The sequence below is a fragment of the Dolichospermum lemmermannii CS-548 genome (assembly GCF_028330815.1).
GTDB lineage: Bacteria > Cyanobacteriota > Cyanobacteriia > Cyanobacteriales > Nostocaceae > Dolichospermum > Dolichospermum lemmermannii.
In genome coordinates this window covers 1-19775 of sequence record NZ_JAQMTJ010000213.1, presented here as the reverse complement: position 1 = coordinate 19775, position 19775 = coordinate 1, and the positions used below count along the sequence as shown (strand labels likewise).

Sequence of the window (19775 nt, the reverse complement as noted above, 5' to 3'; positions counted from 1 at the left end):
ATGTATCAATAAACCCCTCTCCAAACCTCTCCCCGACGCGGGGAGAGGCTTTGAAACCCCCATTCCCTTGTAGGGAAGGGGGGAAGGGGGGTTAGGTTTCGGAGATTGTTGGTTTCATCTAATACTTTTCAAACAACCTCTTAGGGTTTAATCATTAGCGTGGAGTTAACCATATAAACCTAAAACCTTGATAAATCAATGGTTTGATATCTGTTAAAACTGGTACGATAACACTAAAATCACTCAAAAACAGCCCTGTAAAAAAGCATCTGTAACTTATGATGATCATTGATCGAAAATATGGAATTATCCATCTATCTACACGGATAATTCCATTAATCTGTGAGCCTAAAACCCTTGTTATACCTACAAGAAATTCTCAGGAATTTGCTTGCTATTTCTTACTTGCCTAAACCATCATATCTGTTTGGGTCTTTTTTCTCTTTTTTGTCCTTGGCATCTTTCTTAGGCTTTTTAGTTTCTTTATTACCTTTTTTTTCCTTAGACATCAGTATCACCCAACTAAGTTTACCCGTTAAAGCTTCCACATTCTGCTATTGGTAAATCAGGGCGTAGCTTACCTGATACCCTTTGAAAACAGCAAGGAAAGCATTAAACATTTACACTACTAACCACCATGGTACATTGTTATTTGATTTTGTTATTAATTTAATTAACTATGATACAAAACTTTAGATACCCGGTTACTAGATTTAATTGAGATGCTCACTTCTAGATTCTGTTTTATTCTCTTCATTCATTATATCGGTATAATTGAATTTTATAACTTATCAGGTAATAATTAAATGACTTCATCGGTAGATATTCTCATTCTTTCCAATGGACCAGGAGAAGTTACAACTTGGGTACGTCCTGTTGTCAAAGCATTGAGAGAACAATTAGGACATGATATTTCTCAAGTAAGAATTTCTGTAATATTATCACCTTGTCCCCATGCTAGTGGAAAAGAAGCTGCTATAGCGTTGGGCTACCCAGAGGTTGATAGAGTTCAAGCAGCAGCAGATTTTTGGCAATTTTTACTATGGGGAAAAACCGCAGAAAATTGGGATTGGAGAAATCAAGGTGCAGTGGTATTTTTAGGTGGTGATCAACTTTTTCCCGTTCTTATTGGTAAGAAGTTAGGATATAAAACAGTAGTTTACGCCGAATGGTCAGCGCGTTGGCACAATTTTATAGATAAATTTGCAATTATGAAAGCTCAAGTTGCGAAAAATGTTTCTCCTAAATATATAGATAAATTCACTGTTGTTGGTGATTTAATGTTAGAAGCAGCAGAGAATGAAATAACATCTAAAATTGAAAATCCCAAATCCCAAATTAACATTATTGGCATTTTACCAGGTTCAAAAGCAGCAAAATTAACCCAAGGTGTACCTTTAACTTTAGCTATTGCTGAATATATTCACAGTAAATTACCCCAGACGAAGTTTTTTATTCCTGTTGCACCAACTTTAGATCTATCAACTTTAGCTGATTTTGCTAAACCTGAAAATAACCCATTGGCTAAAGCTTTTAACTTTCAAGGTGCTGATTTAATAGGTGATAATTTGGTGACTTCCACAGGTTTAATAGTAGCATTAAAATCAGAAAATCCCGCTTATCATTTATTATCTCAATGTTCTATTTGTTTGACTACAGTTGGTGCAAATACCGCAGAATTAGGTGCATTAGCTGTCCCGATGATTGTCCTATTACCAACTCAACAATTAGATGCTATGCGTTCTTGGGATGGTTTACCAGGAATATTAGCAAATTTACCGGGAGTAGGTTCTAGTTTTGCTAAATTAATTAATTGGTGGATGATAAAAAATAAGGGTTTGTTAGCTTGGCCGAATATTTGGGCGCAAGCAGAAATTGTTCCAGAATTGGTAGGTAAATTGCAACCCGAAACTGTGGGGAAAATGGTTTTAGATTTGTTAGAAAATCCCGAAAAATTAGCAGCTATTCGGGATAAGTTACGCAGTGTTAGGGGTGAAGGTGGGGCTGCGGAAAAGTTGGCAATTTTGGTAAAAGAAGAGTTATTATAGATTTATATAAAACTAACATTTTTTCAAATATGAAAGCACCTGATACCATTATTAAACTTGTTGAACATTTTCACTCTTCGATAGAATTGTATCGTGCAGGGGGAATTAATGAAACACAAACTAGAATTGAATTTATCAATCCTTTCTTTGCTGCTTTAGGGTGGGATATTAATAATGAACGACAAATTTCTGATATTTATAAAGACGTTGTTCATGAAGATTCTTTAAAAATTAGCGACGCAAACAAAGCCAAAGCACCTGATTATAGTTTTTGGGTTGGTGGAGTCAGAAAGTTTTTTGTAGAAGCGAAAAAACCCGCTGTTAATGTTGGTAATAATATGAGTGCAGCCTTTCAAGTCAGACGTTATGGCTGGTCTGCAAAATTACCTTTAAGCATTTTAACAGACTTTGAAGAATTTGCAGTTTATGATTGTCGAATTATGCCAAATAAAAATGATTCTCCATTGATAGCGAGAATCAAACATTTTCATTATACAAAATATGTGGAAAAATGGCAAGAGATTTATGATCTTTTTTCTAAGGAAGCTGTCTTAAATGGTTCTTTAGAAAGATTTGCGGAAACTAAAGTTAAAGCTGGGATTACTGTTGATCAAAAATTTCTCCAAGAAATTGAAATTTGGCGAGAAAATTTAGCTGCTAATATTGTTTGGAGAAATCCCCAAATTCAACAAAGAGAGTTAAATTTTGCAGTCCAAATGACGATTAATAGAATTGTCTTTTTACGCATTTGTGAAGATAGGGGAATTGAACCTTATCAACAGTTATATAATTTATTAAAGTTTGAAAATTTTTATCAAGAATTAGGGCGGTTATTTATCAATGCAGATTATCGCTATAATTCGGGTTTATTCCATTTTCAAGGTGAAAAAAGACGAGAAAATCCTGATGATTTTACTTTGAATTTAACTATAGATGATGCTATTTTAACATTAATTATTAGAAAACTCTATCCTCCAGAAAGTCCTTATGAGTTTTCTGTGATTCCTGTGGAAATTTTAGGACAAGTGTATGAACAATTTTTAGGTAAAGTCATTCAAATATCTGCAAGTCGTCAAGCAGTTATTGAAGATAAACCGGAAGTAAGAAAAGCTGGAGGTGTTTATTATACTCCTAGTTATATTGTTGATTATATTATTAAACAAACTATTGGTAAGGTTTTAGAAAATAAGAAACCAGATAAAATCCAAGATATAACAATTCTTGATCCTGCTTGTGGTTCGGGTTCTTTTTTAATTGTGGCCTATCAATTTCTCCTAGATTGGTATTTAGAACAATATCTGCAAAATCCCAAGAAATACAAAAATAAATTCTATCAAATTTCAGATCATCAATGGCGTTTAACCGCAAGTGAGAGAAAGCAAATTTTATTAACTCATATTTATGGTGTTGATATTGATCAACAAGCGGTAGAAACAACTAAACTATCTTTATTATTAAAGGTATTAGAAGGAGAATCAGGAGAAACAATTAGCAGACAATTACAGCTATTTAAGGAAAGGGCTTTACCTGATTTAGATTATAATATTCAGTGTGGTAATACCTTGATAGACGCAGAATTTTATCAACATACTCAATTAAATTTTTTAGACGAAAATACGGCTTATAGAGTTAATATTTTTGACTGGAAATCGGCTTTTTCTGTTATTATGAAACGAGGTGGTTTTGATGTAGTTATTGGTAATCCTCCCTATATTAGAATCCAAGCTTTAAAAGAATGGGCTGCTTTAGAAGTTGAATTTTATAAACAACAGTATGTTTCTGCTAGTAAGGGAAACTATGATATTTATGTTGTCTTTGTGGAAAAGGGATTAGAGCTATTAAGAAAAGATGGCTATTTAGGTTTTATTTTACCCCATAAGTTTTTTAATGCTCAATATGGGGAATCTATCAGAAAATTAATTGCTGAAGGTAAATATCTTCATAAAATAGTGCATTTTGGAGATCAACAAGTGTTTCCAAAAGTTTCAACTTATACTTGTTTGCTTTTCTTGAGAAAATCACAACAATCTGATTTAGAAATGGAAAAAGTTACTGATTTAATAGATTGGAAAAATAATCATAATAGTCAAACAGGAATTATTAATCATTCGTTAGTTTCTGGGTTAGCATGGAATTTTATTTTGGGAGAAGATGCTAATTTATTTGCAAAATTACAACAAGTTAAATCTAGACTAGAAGATGTAACAGAAAGGATTTTTCAAGGAATTAAAACCAGTGCTGATAAAATATATATCGTCGAAGAATTATCACGGGAAGATAATTTAATCCAGGTTTTTTCAAAAGAAAAACAAATAGCATACTGGTTAGAATCTAATTTACTACATCCTTTGATTAAAGGTGGTGATAGTAAAAGATATTATTTGTCTAAAACTAATAAGTTGATTATTTTTCCCTATATGCTTAAAAATAATGGTTCAATGGAATTAATTTCTATGAATACCTTTGAAAAAGAATATCCTTTAACCCGGAATTATTTACTAGATAATAAAGATTATTTAGAAAGTAGAGAAAATAGTAAAATGTTAGGAGAAAATTGGTATGGATATAGTAGATTTCAAGCTTTAAATGTCATGGCTTTACCAAAAATATTTACTCCTGATATTGCGACTGGTTCATCATTTACATGGGATAAAACAGGGGAGATATTTTTTACGGGTGGTGTCGCTGGAGGATATGGAATTTTAGTTAAATCTATTTATTCATGGGAATACATTTTAGGATTGTTAAATAGTCAAGTCCTAGAATTTTATCTCAAAAAATCATCTACATCAATGAGAGGTGGTTACTATAGTTTTGAATCTCGGTTTATTCGCAATCTTCCTATTAAAATTATTGATAATTCTCAAATTTCAGAAAAGCAAAAACATGATTTAATTGTTAATTTAGTACAACAAATACTTGATCTTCATCAACAACTCAATCAAGCAAACACACCCCCAGCCAAGAGAATGATTCAGCAACAAATTCAAGCCACTGATAGACAAATCAATCAATTAGTTTATGAACTCTATGAATTAACTGATGCAGAAATAACTATGATTGAAAGTATTCAAAGTACATAAACTTAAATTTACTCTTCCCCTTGTCTGCGTCCTAGTTCATAAACACCAGCACCCATACAAGCAAGTATCCCAATGCTAATTCCCCAACTATTACCTAAACTGATATCTAAAATCCAGTTAGATAAACCACCAAATATTAAAAACGGGAAAATGCTAAACAGTGAAGCATAGAAGGAATTTTGCGCTTCTCTGGCTTTGCGTGTCTTTTCAAATTCTGACTGACTGGTATAAAGGGACTGTTCAGCAAAATTGAACCAGCGATTGAGTTGTGTCGTTACCCATTCTCTAACTTGGGAAAAACTCAAATATAATGCTAAAGCCCATAAACAAGCTCCAGCGATGGCAACTGTATCTAATTCAACGCGAAAAGGCAATATGTCAAACATGGCATGGGTTAACTGATACTTTTAACCGGGACATTCCCCGACATATGAGATGTCGTGAATATCTAGTACAACATCACCAACTGAGTTAGTGAAGGTGGTATCCCACATTGCCTTAGAATTATGTTCTCAGGCTCTTGATTGTCTGTCAACGAGTTCAATACGCAAATTTTCTCTAGAACTACCAAGTTTTCAAAAAGAAAGGTTTATTTTCTTTGTAGCCATTCAAGTCTATTCGGAACTATTACAGTTACTCAAAATATTTATTGACTTTAAATTAACTACAAAACTCTCGTATATATTTAATATAATGAACCTATTGTGAAGAAATGTCAATAGATGTCTGAAGATTTAATGTCCTATTCTTTGCTGGTAACGGTACACCTAATAAACTCAAATTCAGAACATGACCACCCGTAACCAAATAAACAGGTTCACAAATAGTCCCTAACTGTCGAACTAATGCACCCAAGCGATCGCGGAATTTGCGCCCCATAGGATAAGCTGGAACTACACCCCAACCAGTTTCTTCCGCCACAAATATCACCTCAGCCGCAACTAACGGCAGAATTTCCAGGAACTCCCTCACAGTATTTTCCCAAACTAAATCTTCATCTTCGAGAAAATTAGCCACCCAAGTTCCCAAAGAATCAACCAACAGGCAAGTATTAGGCTGAGATTGAGCCAACGCAGCAGTCAGTTCCCCAGGTACAGACAGAGTTATCCAATCTTGAGGACGACGTTGTTGATGTTTTTGAATCCGTGCAAGCCATTCCTGATCATCTGGATTTTGTGTAGCCGTGGCGATGTACACTACAGTTTTGCCGGAATTTATCGCCAAATCTTCCGCCCATTCACTTTTACCAGAACGGGCTGCACCAGTCACCAAAATCACTTTACTCATCATTTGATCATATAATATTTAAACAGAAAGAATACACGAGTTAAATCAAGTATCCCCACAATCGCCACCTTTTTGTACTCCTGAATTCTTTCTTGATCAAGACCATAAATTTGAGGATATTCTTATGAAACCAGGGTTAAAACGGATCGAGGCAACATTACATGATTTAGGAACTCGCAATGATGAAGTCACCACAGAAATAGGTGATGAAACCAAACGTTCCTTTTCCTTTCGCATTAGTATCCGTCCCCAGGAATCTAGAGAAAATTCCCCAACTACCGCCCAAACCAATAATAACTTAGAAGCAGATCCAGTTAATCATAAAATTCCAGAGGCAAATTTATTTCCTCACCATGATTCTGTCCCAGCTTTTCCAGCCCAAGACAATGGAGAAAAAACGCCAACTCTGCCTAAATTTAAAACTCCATCATTCAGCAATCATCGTCACGGCGCTAACCCAGCCCTGGCGATGAATATGCTCCAAGAAATCCAAGAAAAAGTTGCTAGTTGGCAAATAGAATTACAAAGAATAGTCCAAAATATTCAAGATATTTACTTAGAAGGTCCAATTATTAATGGCTGGTTGGAATCCAATGCCCAAGAGCCAGAAACAGTAGGAACAGCAGCATTACGCCATGCAGAAGTAGAGCGTCTCATGGACTATGTAGAAGAAATTTGTGCTAATGGTGAAAAAGAATCTCATAAACCACTACATACTGACTACCGACTATGTGGAGTAGATAAAGCCGGTCAGGTCTGGTCTCGTCCCTGTCCAGTCGAACAAGTTCCTAGTGTCAGTGTAGCGATCGCTCGTCACCAAAGATTAAGGCAACTCTTAGGACGCAAACAAGACCTAGAAAATCGCTTGAGTCAATTAGCGGAAACCTTGGTGATGTTACATAGTCATATTCAACAAAATTAAAACAATTACTTGCAGATTGAAATATTTTCTCACTGAATCCAAAATACAGTAGACATCTCCGAAAAAAATCGTAGAGACGTTCCATGGAACGTCTCTACAAGGGCAGAAACGATAAAGGCCGAGGTGGTGCTGCAAGAAAATGGCAACTAAAAAAACAAAGACAGATGCTCAGACAGAAACTCAAAGAAAATCAAAAGCCAAATGATCATCACAACGATAAACAGGGGGAAAGTTCAACTTCCCCCTATTTTTTGGCCTTTTTTTCCCAACAGATTTATTGCCCATTGCAATCAATAAATTTCACATCTTACTATTATTAGTATCTTTAGGCAATCAATTAAAGAAACTGGATTTGCGATTAAATTTCTGAACTTAATTGCATGGTGATAAAATCAGGATTAGTCAGATCATCAGGGAGAAAAGAAGACTCTGTGGGAAAAGAATCAATAGGTAATTTAGTTTCCGTACTAGCAGCGCGAACAGCTTTTAAATAACAATCAGAAAATATTTCTAAATAATAAGGTTTGAGACTAGGACTATCCTCCAATAAAGATTCAATTTGATAAAATTGTTCCCAAATTGTCCTCACCCAACTAGAAGAACGTTTTTCAGATTGATATTGGTACTTGAGTAAGTGCATGAGTAAAACTATGAGTCGGTTTTTAAGTTCACGTCTTTTCTCTTTCCCCATGTCCTCTATTTCTGCAATCAAATGCTCAAAATCAACGTGATCTAATTGATGATTACGCAATAACTTAGCTGTCGTTTCTAGCCACGAACAATAATCCTGCTCATAAAGATAACTACTCAAGGATGTAGATTGTAAATTGGTAGTCATAACAGATAGCCTTATTTATGCCATTACTTAAGTCTATCACATTAATTAATAAAACCAGGAAACATTAACGTTACCTGGTTTATTGTTGTAGGGACATAGCAATGCTATGCCCTAATTCTCATACTGCCAAATTAAACTTTAGCAGCCGCTCTCATTGCTAATTCGCCTTTAGCATACTTAGCAGCATAATCTTCTAAAGAAACTTGCTTAATCTTGCTTGCGTTACCAGCAGTACCAAATTGTACATAACGGTCAGCACAAACCTTTTGCATATATTTAATAGAAGGCTTGAGGAAGTGACGAGGATCAAATTCCTTGGGATTGGAAGCCAAAGCTTCACGCACAGCCGCAGTAATAGCCAAACGGTTATCGGTGTCAATATTTACCTTACGCACACCACTCTTAATACCTTTTTGGATTTCTTCCACAGGTACACCGTAGGTTTCAGGAATAGCGCCACCATATTGGTTAATGAGTGCCAATAAATCTTCAGGTACAGAAGAAGAACCGTGCATAACCAAGTGGGTGTTAGGTAAACGGCGGTGAATTTCTTCAATGCGGCTAATAGCCAAAATTTCACCTGTAGGCTTACGGGTAAATTTGTAAGCACCGTGACTTGTGCCGATAGCCACAGCTAAAGCATCAACTTGAGTTGCTTCTACGAAGTCAACAGCTTCATCAGGGTCAGTTAATAGTTGAGAATGGTCAAGAGTACCTTCAAAACCGTGACCATCTTCAGCTTCACCGGCACCGGTTTCTAGAGAACCCAAACAACCCAATTCACCCTCAACACTGACACCCAAAGAGTGAGCAACGTTGACAACTTCGCTGGTAACTCTCACGTTATATTCAAAGCTGGCAGGGGTTTTAGCGTCAGCTTCCAAAGAACCATCCATCATCACGCTGGTGAAGTTGTTCTTGATAGCTGAATAGCAGGTAGAAGGAGCATTACCATGATCTTGGTGCATGACAATGGGAATCTCAGGATAGGTTTCTACCGCAGCCAAAATCAGGTGACGGAGGAAGTTTTCTCCGGCATAGTTACGAGCGCCGCGAGAAGCTTGTAAGATTACGGGGCTATCTGTTTCCACCGCAGCCTTCATGATTGCTTGAATCTGCTCTAAGTTGTTGACGTTAAAAGCGGGGATACCATAACCGTGTTCAGCAGCGTGATCCAAAAGCAACCGCATTGGTACGAGAGCCATATATATTCCTCCTAATTTGGGTATTTAGCTAGTCAGTTTAATAAAAGCGTAATCTTTATTTTAATGTAATTTTTACGCTAATCTTAATGTTTTTTTCAACTTACAGAAAATTATATCTAGTAGTGGGTGCTTTTGTTGAGAAAATTTATAGGCTGATATTCTTAGGCTATGTAATGTTTTTGTAAAGCTAGAAACTAAGTGCTAGACTGTGCATTTACCGGGCGATCGCAATTTGCAGTTCAAACGTATACAACAAACCAGTCATTTAAAGTTTCTTGTCAATGCGTAACTCCTAGTCTTAATTAATCAGTAATAAATCGTTAATTGGCTTTATATTCAATAAAGCCACTATATCCAGTTTTACCCATAGTGGATATATAGACAATTCTTATATTTTATTGGCTAAATGGTAATAAAATGCTATGTAGCCACTAATGCTATTTTGGAAATTAGTGGCTATAGTGGCTATATAGGAAAATACTTAGAGACTTCCAAATAAAAAAATACTCAACAACCTAATGCAAAAATCTCTCAAACCCTTATTCCTCTGTGTCCTCTGCGCCTCTGTGGTTCGTTAATCAGGATAATTTATTTCTTGGAAGTCCCTTATGGATAAAAACAAGGAGAAAGTCAATAAAACAGATATGGTACAAGTCCGCGTTAGCTTACCAGAAGATTACCGTAGGCTGTTTAAGGCATATTGCACCGAACAAAATACGGATATGAGTAAGCGTATAACTGAGTTAGTTGAAACTGAATTAAAAAGAGCAGGGAAAATTTAGCGATCGCCAACCTTAAATGACTAGACCAGGATATACAGAAGCTTTTCTCAGAGCGAGAAAGGCGTTAAGACGGGGTAAATGTCCTAGTGAGCAAGACATTGAGCATATTTACCAGCAAGGTTGGGAAACTCACTTGGGGGAAACTGAGAAGGGGTTACTAGAAAAATGTCGAAAGGAGTATTACAGCGATGACAGTAGCAACCAGCATTGAAACTGTACAACAATGGCTAAACCAGACTGATGGATTGAGACTTGTACAGGCAACGAGTAATGAAGGTAAACTTATTACCTCAAATGAAATCTTGGCACTAGCAGAACGCTGTGAATGGGTAGAAACTGACGATATTTCTGATACACCCTATGCCAAAGACGGCTATTTATACCCTATTAGTTTAGAACTTGGTTGGGGTAATCCAGATGATGCCTACACAACTTCCAATAACGCCAAAGTCTTATTTTTCAACGCTTATTATCAAAAAGCTAGTTAGATTCTAGTTATGGGGATCACCTATTGATTGATCCGCAGTATTAGGAGCAACCACAGGGGGTTTGCCCCTACTGGCGATCGCATCTATGATTCAATAATTACCCATAAAGCTGTTGTAATAAGTGAAGCTGGTTAATAGCTGCAAGATTATTAATGGGTGAAGTATCGCTGATAACAATCACAGTCTACCCATCTCCCGCAAATTCTTGATATCTTGTTCAAAATCCTCTACTCCGTAATGAATAGGGATTTGATAACTTGCGAGTAAATGTTGAAATGCTATAGAATTCATACCAGCAAAGCGACTAGCTTGAGCAAGAGTTAACTTTTCCTTTTGAAACAGCATAATCGCAATTTCTCGTTTCATTTCCTCTTCATTCATGCGAGTTGTGGTTAGTATTTCATTAGGAATAACTACACTCATATTTATCATCCTCTGAACCATTATTATTATAATTCATTGCAATCATTATAGCGGTATGCACTCGCACAAGATACATTCATAAGCCCCATCGTTGCTTGCGGGGTGGGTTTCTTGTATTTCACTCAACCAATAACCGCTATAGTATAGGCAGTTGCATTTTATGTAATATTGCATTTTGCAATAAATTAACTTTAAGCGATCGCATCTATGATTCAATACTTATATTAATTTGTCATTAATGATGCTATGTTAAATTTTTTAAATGATTTGCGCTTTACTAGCATAATTTACCCGTAACGACAAGAAACAATAAGAAATATGTAAAAGCGTAGCTTCCGTATTTTCACTGTTTGTATAATCCTTGGTGTCAAGGGAAAATCTACGGTAGTGGATTTATTACGGTGGGGAGTAACAGGCGATGGATTCTCAAACGCTGAAGCCGAATGTCCAAGACTTGCAAAATAAAGATATGATCTCAATTTTTAAATTTGAGCGACCCCCTTTTCGGAATGCCTAAAACTTACAATCCTTACCTTTCATGAACTTTACGCTTTATATCAGGATGAAAATTGTCTTCTCAAAAGAGCCGCGCCCTATTAATTTGGTGTTATCATTACGGCAGAATTGAACATGAGTTACTGGGGTTGACACTCAAGAATGCGAGCTAAAATACGGGATACAGAAATCTATTTTGATGTTGACGGCTGTAGTTTGGTAGTTGAAGAACAAGGAATACGTCAGAAACCTGTTGCTTTCATAATTCACGGCGGACCTGGAGTTGACCACACGAGTTATAAACCGTGCTTTTCTCCCCTCGTCCATCACCTTCAGCTAGTCTATTTTGACCATCGGGGACAGGGAAGGTCAGCCCGTGGACCGAAAGAAACCTATACCCTAGATAATAATGTTGACGATATGGAAGCCTTACGCCAATATCTAGGACTGGAGAAAATCGTTTTAATCGGTTCTTCCTATGGAGGTATGGTTGCTCTTTCTTATGCTGTGAAGTATCCCCAAAATGTTTCACACCTGATTGTCATTGCCACAGCAGCTAATTCCCGGTTTCTAGAACGCGCTCAGGAAATTCTGGCAGAACGGGGAAACGAAGAACAAAAAGCAATTGCTCTTCAACTTTGGTCAGGTAATTTTGAAAATGAAGAACAGCTACGCCAATTTTTTCGGGTGATGGGTTCAATGTACTCCCAAAACAATGACCGGAAATTAAATTCCCCAGACTCAGACGAAACAATTCTCTCTGTTGATGCCATTAATGTTGCCTTTAGTGGCTTCTTAAATGACTATAATATCCTCAACGAATTACATAAGATTACCTCACCAACTCTTGTAATTGCAGGGGGGCATGACTGGATATGCGCCCCAGAGTTTTCTGAAGAAATTGCTCAAGCTATTCCTAATGCCTACTTGAAAATATTTGAGAACAGCGGACATTTAATTCGTGTTGATGAACCGCAATCACTGTTGAATGAAATTGCTAGGTTTTTAAATCTTGGTAGTTTGGTGTTCTAGGTCATCTAGCATTTATTAAGAAAATTATCTGTTGAAAACAAACCCATAGCTCAAATTCATGATCATCCAGTTCTAATTTTGACAGAGATTGCGACAAATAACGTCTTGCTAAGTAGAACGACGTAAAAAAACCAAAGTATGTAACGACAAACTCACTAAGAAAAACATAGGGTGAGCATTGCCCACCCTACAGGATTATTCCATCACCTGTGCAGATTTTTGTTTATCCAACTTGAGCATCAACACACCCAAAGGAGGTAAACACAAATCTAAAGAATAAGGACGATTATGCAAAGACCAATCATCAGTCCACTTACCACCTAAATTGCCCATATTGCTACCGCCATATTGACGAGCATCACTATTAAACAACTCAGTATAAAAACCCTTTTCTGGCACACCAATCCGATAATGAGAATGAGGTTGAGGTGTAAAATTACAAACCACAATCATAAAATCGTCAGAATTCTTGTCACGACGGACAAAGGAAACTACACTATGACGGTTATCAGTACAATCAATCCACTCAAAGCCGGCTTGGTCAAAATCTTGAGTGTATAAAGCAGGTTCGGAACGGTAAAAATGATTAAGAGACTGGAAAAAATCCTTTAACTGTCGGTGTGGTTCAAACTGTAATAGATGCCATTCCAAATCAGCCCAAGCATTCCACTCACTCCACTGTCCAAATTCCATGCTCATAAACATGGTTTTCTTACCGGGGTGAGCGAACATATAAGCAAATAAACAACGGATATTAGCTAACTTCTGCCATTCATCACCCGGCATTTTGCCGATCATATTACTCTTACCATGCACAATTTCATCATGGGAGAGAGCTAACATGAAGTTCTCGCTGTGGTTATACCACATACTAAAAGTAATATTGTTTTGATGGAACTGACGAAACCACGGGTCCATGCTGAAGTAATCCAGCATATCGTGCATCCAGCCCATATTCCATTTTAAGTTAAAGCCCAATCCGCCCGTATAGGTAGGCCAAGATACCATTGGCCAAGATGTAGACTCCTCCGCAATGGAAAGCACACCAGGGTAATAACTAAATAACAAACTATTAACTTGACGTAAAAAATCTGCCGCTTCTAAATTTTCTCGACCACCATATTCGTTAGTCAACCATTCTCCTGGTTTTCGGCAGTAGTCAAGGTAAAGCATGGAAGCAACCGCATCAACCCGAATTCCGTCAATGTGGTATTTATCAAACCAGAACAGGGCATTAGCCACTAGGAAATTACGGACTTCATGGCGATTGTAGTTAAATACTAAAGTCCCCCATTCTTTATGTTCACCTTTGCGAGCATCAGAGTGTTCATACAAGTGACTACCATCAAAGAATGCTAAACCATGTCCATCTTTGGGGAAGTGACCAGGAACCCAATCTACAATGACACCAATACCATTGTTATGGCATTCGTCCACAAAGTACATGAAGTCTTCAGGTGTACCAAAACGGGAAGTAGGCGCAAAATAACCGGTTACTTGATAACCCCAAGAACCATCAAAGGGATGTTCGGCAATTGGTAACAGTTCTAAATGGGTATATCCTAATTTCTTAACGTAGGGAATGAGTTTATCTGCTAGTTCCCGATAAGTCAGAAACCGAGCGCCGGGTTTTAGTTCAGAAACGACAACTACAGCTTCAGTTTCCCCATTGGGTAATTTGGCAGGTTCAGCACTAGCAGCGTGTAACCAAGAACCTAAATGGACTTCGTAAACGGAAATGGGTTGACTCAAGGGGTCACTGTGTCGCCGCTTTTCCAGCCAGTCTTCGTCTTTCCAGGTGTAGGAAGTTAAGTCAGTAACAATAGATGCGGTTTTTGGCCGGGGTTCTTGCTGGAAACCGTAAGGATCAGATTTTTCGTAAATATGCCCTTCAAAATTTTTGATTTCGTATTTGTAATGTTCTCCTACACCTATTTCGGGAATAAATAATTCCCAAATGCCTGTGTGTCCTTTCCGCATCTGGTGTTTGCGTCCATCCCACAGGTTAAAATCTCCCAATAAGGAAACGTTGCGGGCATTGGGAGCCCAAACGGCAAAATAAACGCCTTTGACACCATCTACTTCTGTGGTGTGCGCTCCCAATTTTTCGTAAATGCGGTGATGGTTGCCTTCACTAAATAAATGTAGATCGAATTCTGTTAATTTGGCAGAACGGAAAGCGTAGGGATCATTAACTACCCGCTCATGTTCCCCTTCTTTAATGCGTAACTGATAATTTTTTAGTTCTGGGGTTTCAATGGTGCATTCAAAAAAGTGTGGATTATGCACTGTATCCATTGGGTATTCTTTCCGTTCCTCTGGAACTACTACCCACGCAGCGCTGGCATTTGGGAGATAGGCTCGCACAGCCCAGACAGTTTTACCATTTTGCTCGATGAGATGAGAACCCAGAATTTCAAAGGGATCGTGATGTTGATTGCCAACAATGCGATTAACCTGTTCAGGGGCGACTGTGGTTGTGGACATGAAGCTACCTATGTGATATATGGTGATTAACTAAATCTAGTTTTTAACTATTCATATTCTTGCATCTTTGTCGCCACTGTCAGTTGTCAGTTGTCAGTTGTTAGTTGTCAGTTGTCATTGGTCATTGGTTATTGGTCATTGGTCATTGGTCATTGGGAAAATTCTTTCTCCCCCTGTTCCCTGTTCCCTGTTCCCTGTTCCCTGATTAAATACTTAAAAATGGGAAAAGTTGTAATAATGTTTTGCGTAGTTGCAGCAAAAATACTTTATCGCGGATACCGGAGGCTAAACGTGGTGGTGGACTTATTTGGATTTGTGCTTGCAATTCGGCATATTCTGCGGGCGTGAGGATTCTGCCATCAATGGGCGATCGCACTGTTAGAATAATCTCTGTCCGCAATATCTCTTCTGGTATATCTTCTTGTGGTGGTAATGCCATCACTGCTTTACCACTATGACCCACTAATACCATCAAAATGCTAGTAGTAACGCCCAAAATAAGCAGCAGTATCCGTTTCATCCTAACTCCTAACTCCTAACTCCTAACTCCTGACTCCTGACTCCTGACTCCTGACTCCTGCTATAATTTCTCAAGTCCAGGTGGTAATGGTTCAGCACATAGCTGGTGGATATTGATAATTCGTTCAAAAACCTGTGGATACTCCTGACGATAATCGGGAATCAATGCTAAAGGACTCAATAAAGCCGCCGCCGCAATATCAGCTATACTCAAGCGGCTACCCACTAAATAATCACTTTTTTGCCAATATGCAGATAATACTAACAAAGCATTGGCGAGTCTTTTTCGCGCTAATTCAACGGTAGTATCATTAATACCATATTGTTGTCTAACTATTTTAATCACCATTTGGCTAAATAGCGAGGGGTCAATTGACTTACCTTCACTAGCGCGAAATTGATAATATACAAACCTAGTAGCTGTTCCTATACTTTCATCTAACCAATCTTCCAACATCGCAGCTTGAGTTTGCTGTTCTGAATTGGGTAAAAATAGAGCAGGTTCAGGTTGATAGCCTTCTAAAAATTTGAAAATTTCTGTAGAGTCAGCAATAGTTTGGGGTTGTCCGACAATTTGGGGTAACAGTACCGGTAGTGTCGTTAACCCAGTTAAGGGCTTGACCTTTAAAATATGCAGCCCTGGAGTTAAATTTTCAACTTGATAACTAATTCTCTTATAACCCAATGCCAATCGGGCTTTGCGACAATAATGAGATGTACTAAATTGCAGTAACAACATACATTGATCTTACTTGGTTACTGACAAAACGAACACGAACATAAAAAAAATCAAACTGGGCGAGAACTGAATCTAGCCCAGAAGCAAAACCTGATGAATGTTCCTGTTTTTTACCCAACTTGATACCATTAGGCAGTTGAATCTTTAGTCTTTATCCACAAATTATCCTAACTTTCTCAGTAGAGTTTTGTGAAAAATAATTTTTAAAGATGCCAACTAATCACGAAGGGCGATGTATTACCCTATACTAAGGTTTTTTGGGAGTAGCCGCAGGAGAGGTTGTCGCCGCAGGAGAGGTTGTCGCCGCAGGAGAGGTTGTCGCCGCAGGAGAGGTTGTCGCCGCAGGAGAGGTTGTCTCCGCAGGGGTAGCAGTATCTGCTGGTTCGCCACCTGTTGTTGCTGCTGGAGAACTGGTAGTACCTGCTGGTTCACTACCACCTTCACAAGCTCCAAGCATGGTAGCCAGACTTAACATTAGAGCCAAACCAAAAATTCTTGTCTTCATAACTCCTCTTTCACCAATTGTGGCAATAAAATATGCAGCCTGTTGAATAAGATACCTTATTTATTGATTTTTTTTAAGGACTTTCTGATTACATATTTCAACTCATTCTTTTTTGTAACATTCTTGTAGATTATATGTAACACGGATAGATCATGATTAAGAGTTAGAATAGCTTCAAATTCTTGATCTGATTAATGCAACTTTAGGTAAAATTCAATCAAGTCAAAAATAAAGTATTTACCATCAGAAAAATTATGGTTTTTGAACGTAAATCAGCAGTTTCCCCAAAAAATGCCTGGTTATGGGGCAAGTTTCCTTTGTCATTGAATAGACGACGTTCTCGAAGTCCGAATAAAAAGACACAGAGTTTCTCCCGACTTCTGAGTGAACCGATAGCAGTTAAATCACCTATTTCCCGGAATGCTTGGATAAATTTAAACTTTTTAGGTTCTCGCAGAAATAAGACAGCAACCCGCATTTCCAGCTTAGAAACGAGTAAAAAACAACCTACCGGGACCGATAAACAATCAACTGCTACTCTAAATAAAATGAGTAATGCTGCGACTATGCCAACATGGTTGCTACGTATGTATACAGTTAATCGCTATTCATCCGTTTTCACATTTTTATTAGTGGTAGCGACATTAATAGTTTATGGTTGTACAGTATATTCTCAAGAGCTTTGGAGTGACTCGTACCGTAAACTACAAAGCTTACAACGTCATGAGCGACAGTTAAATACTGCCAATGCGACACTGACTAGCAAAATGGCACAGGAAGCCGAACAGCCTGGGACGGAAATGGTATCACCAACTTCTGAAGGGACAATTTTCTTACCACCAACATCTAATAATTATCCCAAATCGTCATTTTCAACTTCTCAACCAGAATTACAACCTGAACCTCCTTCTCCATTAGGATATTAATTGGTAATTGGTAATTGGTAATTGGTAATTGGTCAAATTCTTTCTATTTCCTATTCCCTAACTTATATGTTGCTCTAATGGTGAAGTCATCAATTAAAACAAAATTGAGAAATTTACGTAATTTAGAATTCAGACGACAACGAAAGTTCTCTAAACAATCTCAGATAGGAAATATTGATCCGAAAATACCGGAAAACCCACCCAATATTAAATTACGATTGTTGGCTGTGTGGGGTGTGTTAATGATTGCCATGCTAGGGTTGGCATTTAACTTATATCAGTTACAAATTGTTCAGGGAAAAAAGCTGACTCAAAAGGCACGAAACCAGCAAATGGTCAATTTACGCCCTTATATGCCCCGTCGTCCGGTAGTAGATCGGGGTAATAATATATTGGCTATTGACCGTCCTGTTTATAATGTCTATAGCCATCCCAAGTTATTTGATCTATCCCAGGAGGAAATTGCTGAGAAAATTGGTCCAGTTATTGGCAGAGAAAAGGCTGATTTAGTTAAAATATTCCAAAGTAAACGCAGTGGAATTTTACTAGCTTCTGGTGTTTCTGAAGATATTACTGATAAGTTGATATCACTCCGCTTGAATGGGTTCGAGTTTATTCAAAAATACTCTCGATTTTATCCCCAAGATGATTTGGTGGCAGATGTGGTGGGCTATGTTAATCTTGACCGTCGTGGTCAGGCTGGTGTGGAATATAGTCAGGAGAAGTTACTAGAACGTTCTGGACAAACAGTTCGGATGAGTAAGTCTGGTAATGGGTCATTGATGCCGGATTATGCGACTGAGGGATTTCTGCATTTTGATGATTTAAAACTGCAATTAACTATTGATAGCCGTGTGCAACGGGTAGCCCGTGGGGCATTAAAAGAACAAATGACTAAATTTAGTGCCAAACGGGGCGCAGTGGTTGTCATGGATGCGGTTGATGGTTCAATACTTGCTTTGGTTTCCCAACCTACCTATAACCCAAATCAATATGCTAAATCTGATATTTCTCTGTTTAGAAATTGGACTGTGGCTGATCTTTATGAACCGGGATCAACTTTTAAACCTGTAAATGTGGCGATCGCTCTAGAAAATGGTGCAATCAAACCAGACGATACTTTTGAAGATCCTGGTTCGATTAAAATCGGGATACATACGATCAAAAATGCCGAAAAAACTGGTTATCGCCGATTAACTATTCCTGAGATTTTACAAACTTCTAGTAACATTGGCATGGTGAGAATCATTCAACGATTAAAACCATCCATATACTACAACTGGCTAGAACGTTTAGGACTAGGACAAAAAGTTGAAACGGATTTACCCTTTGAAGTTATGGGTCAACTAAAAAGTCAAGAACAATTTATCTCTTCAGCCATTGAACCAGCCACAACATCTTTTGGACAAGGTTTTTCTCTAACTCCATTACAACTGGTACAACTACATGGTGCATTAGCTAATGGGGGCAAATTAGTGACACCTCATGTAGTCCGAGGATTAATTGATAGTCAAGGAGTAACGCACTATTCACTGACTCTCCCAGAACCACGGCAAATTTTTTCAGCTACAACTACTCAAAAGGTTGTGGAAATGATGGAAACAGTAGTGAATGTGGGTACTGGTAAAGCTGCAAAAATTTCCGGATATCGCATTGGTGGAAAAACGGGAACAGCCCAAAAAGCTAGTCCTAATGGTGGATATATTAAGGGTGCAAGAATTACCAGTTTTGTCGCTATTTTGCCCGTGGAATCTCCTCGTTATGTAGTGTTTGCAGTTGTGGATGAACCAAAGGGAGAAAATGCCTATGGTTCTACAGTAGCTGCACCAATTGTGAAAACTGTGATGGAATCACTAATTCCTATTGAACAAATTCCTCCTAGTCAGGAAAAGGAGGAAAATAAAAAGTAATTCGTCATTGGTGATTGGTGATTGGTGATTGGTGATTGGTGATTGGTGATTGGTGATTGGTGATTGGTGATTGGTTAGTGGTCATT

Annotated in this window: 20 protein-coding genes; 10 read left to right on the top strand and 10 right to left on the bottom strand. The window is 37.8% G+C overall.

From position 1 onward, the window contains the following. Positions 1-401: 401 nt before the first annotated feature. Positions 402-548, bottom strand: a complete 147-nt coding sequence (locus tag PN450_RS13830) for a hypothetical protein (RefSeq protein ID WP_158310534.1) — start codon at positions 546-548, stop codon at positions 402-404. Positions 549-806: 258 nt separating this feature from the next. Here PN450_RS13830 and PN450_RS13825 point away from each other — a divergent pair, with 258 nt between their 5' ends. Continuing rightward, positions 807-2048, top strand: coding sequence for a glycosyltransferase family protein (locus PN450_RS13825; protein WP_271836677.1), 1242 nt, complete (start codon positions 807-809; stop codon positions 2046-2048). A gap of 29 nt (positions 2049-2077) precedes the next feature. After that, on the top strand, positions 2078-5131 hold the full coding sequence (locus tag PN450_RS13820; protein WP_271836676.1) for an Eco57I restriction-modification methylase domain-containing protein: 3054 nt from the start codon (positions 2078-2080) through the stop codon (positions 5129-5131). 8 nt (positions 5132-5139) lie between these two features. Here the strand turns inward: PN450_RS13820 and PN450_RS13815 are convergent, their stop codons facing one another. Together PN450_RS13815 and cobU are read right to left on the bottom strand one after the other, a co-directional pair. Next, positions 5140-5517: a hypothetical protein gene (locus PN450_RS13815; RefSeq protein WP_015080556.1), complete on the bottom strand. Its 378-nt coding sequence runs from the start codon at positions 5515-5517 to the stop codon at positions 5140-5142. A 313-nt stretch (positions 5518-5830) separates the two neighbouring features. Then, positions 5831-6418 (bottom strand): bifunctional adenosylcobinamide kinase/adenosylcobinamide-phosphate guanylyltransferase, encoded by a 588-nt coding sequence (cobU, locus tag PN450_RS13810; RefSeq protein ID WP_271836678.1) that lies wholly within the window; start codon positions 6416-6418, stop codon positions 5831-5833. A gap of 124 nt (positions 6419-6542) precedes the next feature. On the opposite strand from cobU, the gene PN450_RS13805 reads away from it, so the two are divergent. After that, a complete protein-coding gene (locus PN450_RS13805; RefSeq protein ID WP_271836675.1) occupies positions 6543-7340 on the top strand; it encodes a hypothetical protein in 798 nt (265 codons plus the stop codon). A 358-nt stretch (positions 7341-7698) separates the two neighbouring features. On the opposite strand, the gene PN450_RS13795 is transcribed toward PN450_RS13805, so the two are convergent. Beyond that, positions 7699-8178 (bottom strand): DUF29 domain-containing protein, encoded by a 480-nt coding sequence (locus PN450_RS13795; RefSeq protein WP_271836674.1) that lies wholly within the window; start codon positions 8176-8178, stop codon positions 7699-7701. 131 nt (positions 8179-8309) lie between these two features. Next, a complete protein-coding gene (gene fba / locus PN450_RS13790; protein WP_148764048.1) occupies positions 8310-9383 on the bottom strand; it encodes a class II fructose-bisphosphate aldolase in 1074 nt (357 codons plus the stop codon). A 608-nt stretch (positions 9384-9991) separates the two neighbouring features. On the opposite strand from fba, the gene PN450_RS13785 reads away from it, so the two are divergent. The 3 genes from PN450_RS13785 to PN450_RS13775 are packed head-to-tail and all read left to right on the top strand — an operon-like array spanning position 9992 to position 10653. Beyond that, positions 9992-10165 (top strand): copy number control protein, encoded by a 174-nt coding sequence (locus PN450_RS13785; protein ID WP_152608816.1) that lies wholly within the window; start codon positions 9992-9994, stop codon positions 10163-10165. Positions 10166-10181: 16 nt separating this feature from the next. Then, positions 10182-10376: a hypothetical protein gene (locus PN450_RS13780; RefSeq protein ID WP_271836673.1), complete on the top strand. Its 195-nt coding sequence runs from the start codon at positions 10182-10184 to the stop codon at positions 10374-10376. Continuing rightward, entirely contained in the window at positions 10354-10653 is a 300-nt protein-coding gene (locus tag PN450_RS13775; protein WP_039200204.1) for a hypothetical protein, read from the top strand. Before PN450_RS13780 ends, PN450_RS13775 begins: the two co-directional genes overlap by 23 nt. 97 nt (positions 10654-10750) lie before the next feature. Here the strand turns inward: PN450_RS13775 and PN450_RS24205 are convergent, their stop codons facing one another. Beyond that, positions 10751-10834, bottom strand: coding sequence for a PIN domain-containing protein (locus PN450_RS24205; protein WP_465249375.1), 84 nt, complete (start codon positions 10832-10834; stop codon positions 10751-10753). After that, positions 10831-11076 carry a UPF0175 family protein gene (locus tag PN450_RS13770; protein WP_271836672.1) on the bottom strand — a complete coding sequence of 82 codons (246 nt, stop codon included), beginning with the start codon at positions 11074-11076 and terminating at the stop codon, positions 10831-10833. Before PN450_RS13770 ends, PN450_RS24205 begins: the two co-directional genes overlap by 4 nt. A 657-nt stretch (positions 11077-11733) precedes the next feature. On the opposite strand from PN450_RS13770, the gene PN450_RS13765 reads away from it, so the two are divergent. Next, positions 11734-12603, top strand: coding sequence for an alpha/beta fold hydrolase (locus tag PN450_RS13765; protein WP_271836671.1), 870 nt, complete (start codon positions 11734-11736; stop codon positions 12601-12603). 195 nt (positions 12604-12798) lie between these two features. Here PN450_RS13765 and glgB read toward each other — a convergent pair whose 3' ends face one another. From glgB to PN450_RS13750, 3 genes are all read right to left on the bottom strand, one after another. Beyond that, positions 12799-15090, bottom strand: a complete 2292-nt coding sequence (gene glgB / locus PN450_RS13760) for a 1,4-alpha-glucan branching enzyme (RefSeq protein WP_271836670.1) — start codon at positions 15088-15090, stop codon at positions 12799-12801. Positions 15091-15295: 205 nt separating this feature from the next. Continuing rightward, positions 15296-15610 (bottom strand): hypothetical protein, encoded by a 315-nt coding sequence (locus tag PN450_RS13755; RefSeq protein WP_015080544.1) that lies wholly within the window; start codon positions 15608-15610, stop codon positions 15296-15298. A 60-nt stretch (positions 15611-15670) separates the two neighbouring features. Continuing rightward, a complete protein-coding gene (locus PN450_RS13750) occupies positions 15671-16348 on the bottom strand; it encodes a glutathione S-transferase family protein (RefSeq protein WP_271836669.1) in 678 nt (225 codons plus the stop codon). Positions 16349-16605: 257 nt separating this feature from the next. On the opposite strand from PN450_RS13750, the gene PN450_RS13745 reads away from it, so the two are divergent. The 3 genes from PN450_RS13745 to PN450_RS13735 all read left to right on the top strand — a co-directional run bounded on the left by PN450_RS13745 (position 16606) and on the right by PN450_RS13735 (position 19689). Next, the gene (locus tag PN450_RS13745; RefSeq protein ID WP_271836668.1) at positions 16606-16899 is read left to right on the top strand and encodes a hypothetical protein; all 294 of its coding nucleotides are present in this window, start codon (positions 16606-16608) and stop codon (positions 16897-16899) included. 208 nt (positions 16900-17107) lie between these two features. After that, positions 17108-17779: a hypothetical protein gene (locus PN450_RS13740; protein WP_271836667.1), complete on the top strand. Its 672-nt coding sequence runs from the start codon at positions 17108-17110 to the stop codon at positions 17777-17779. A 77-nt stretch (positions 17780-17856) separates the two neighbouring features. Next, a complete protein-coding gene (locus tag PN450_RS13735) occupies positions 17857-19689 on the top strand; it encodes a peptidoglycan D,D-transpeptidase FtsI family protein (protein WP_271836666.1) in 1833 nt (610 codons plus the stop codon). The last annotated feature ends 86 nt before the right edge of the window (positions 19690-19775 follow it).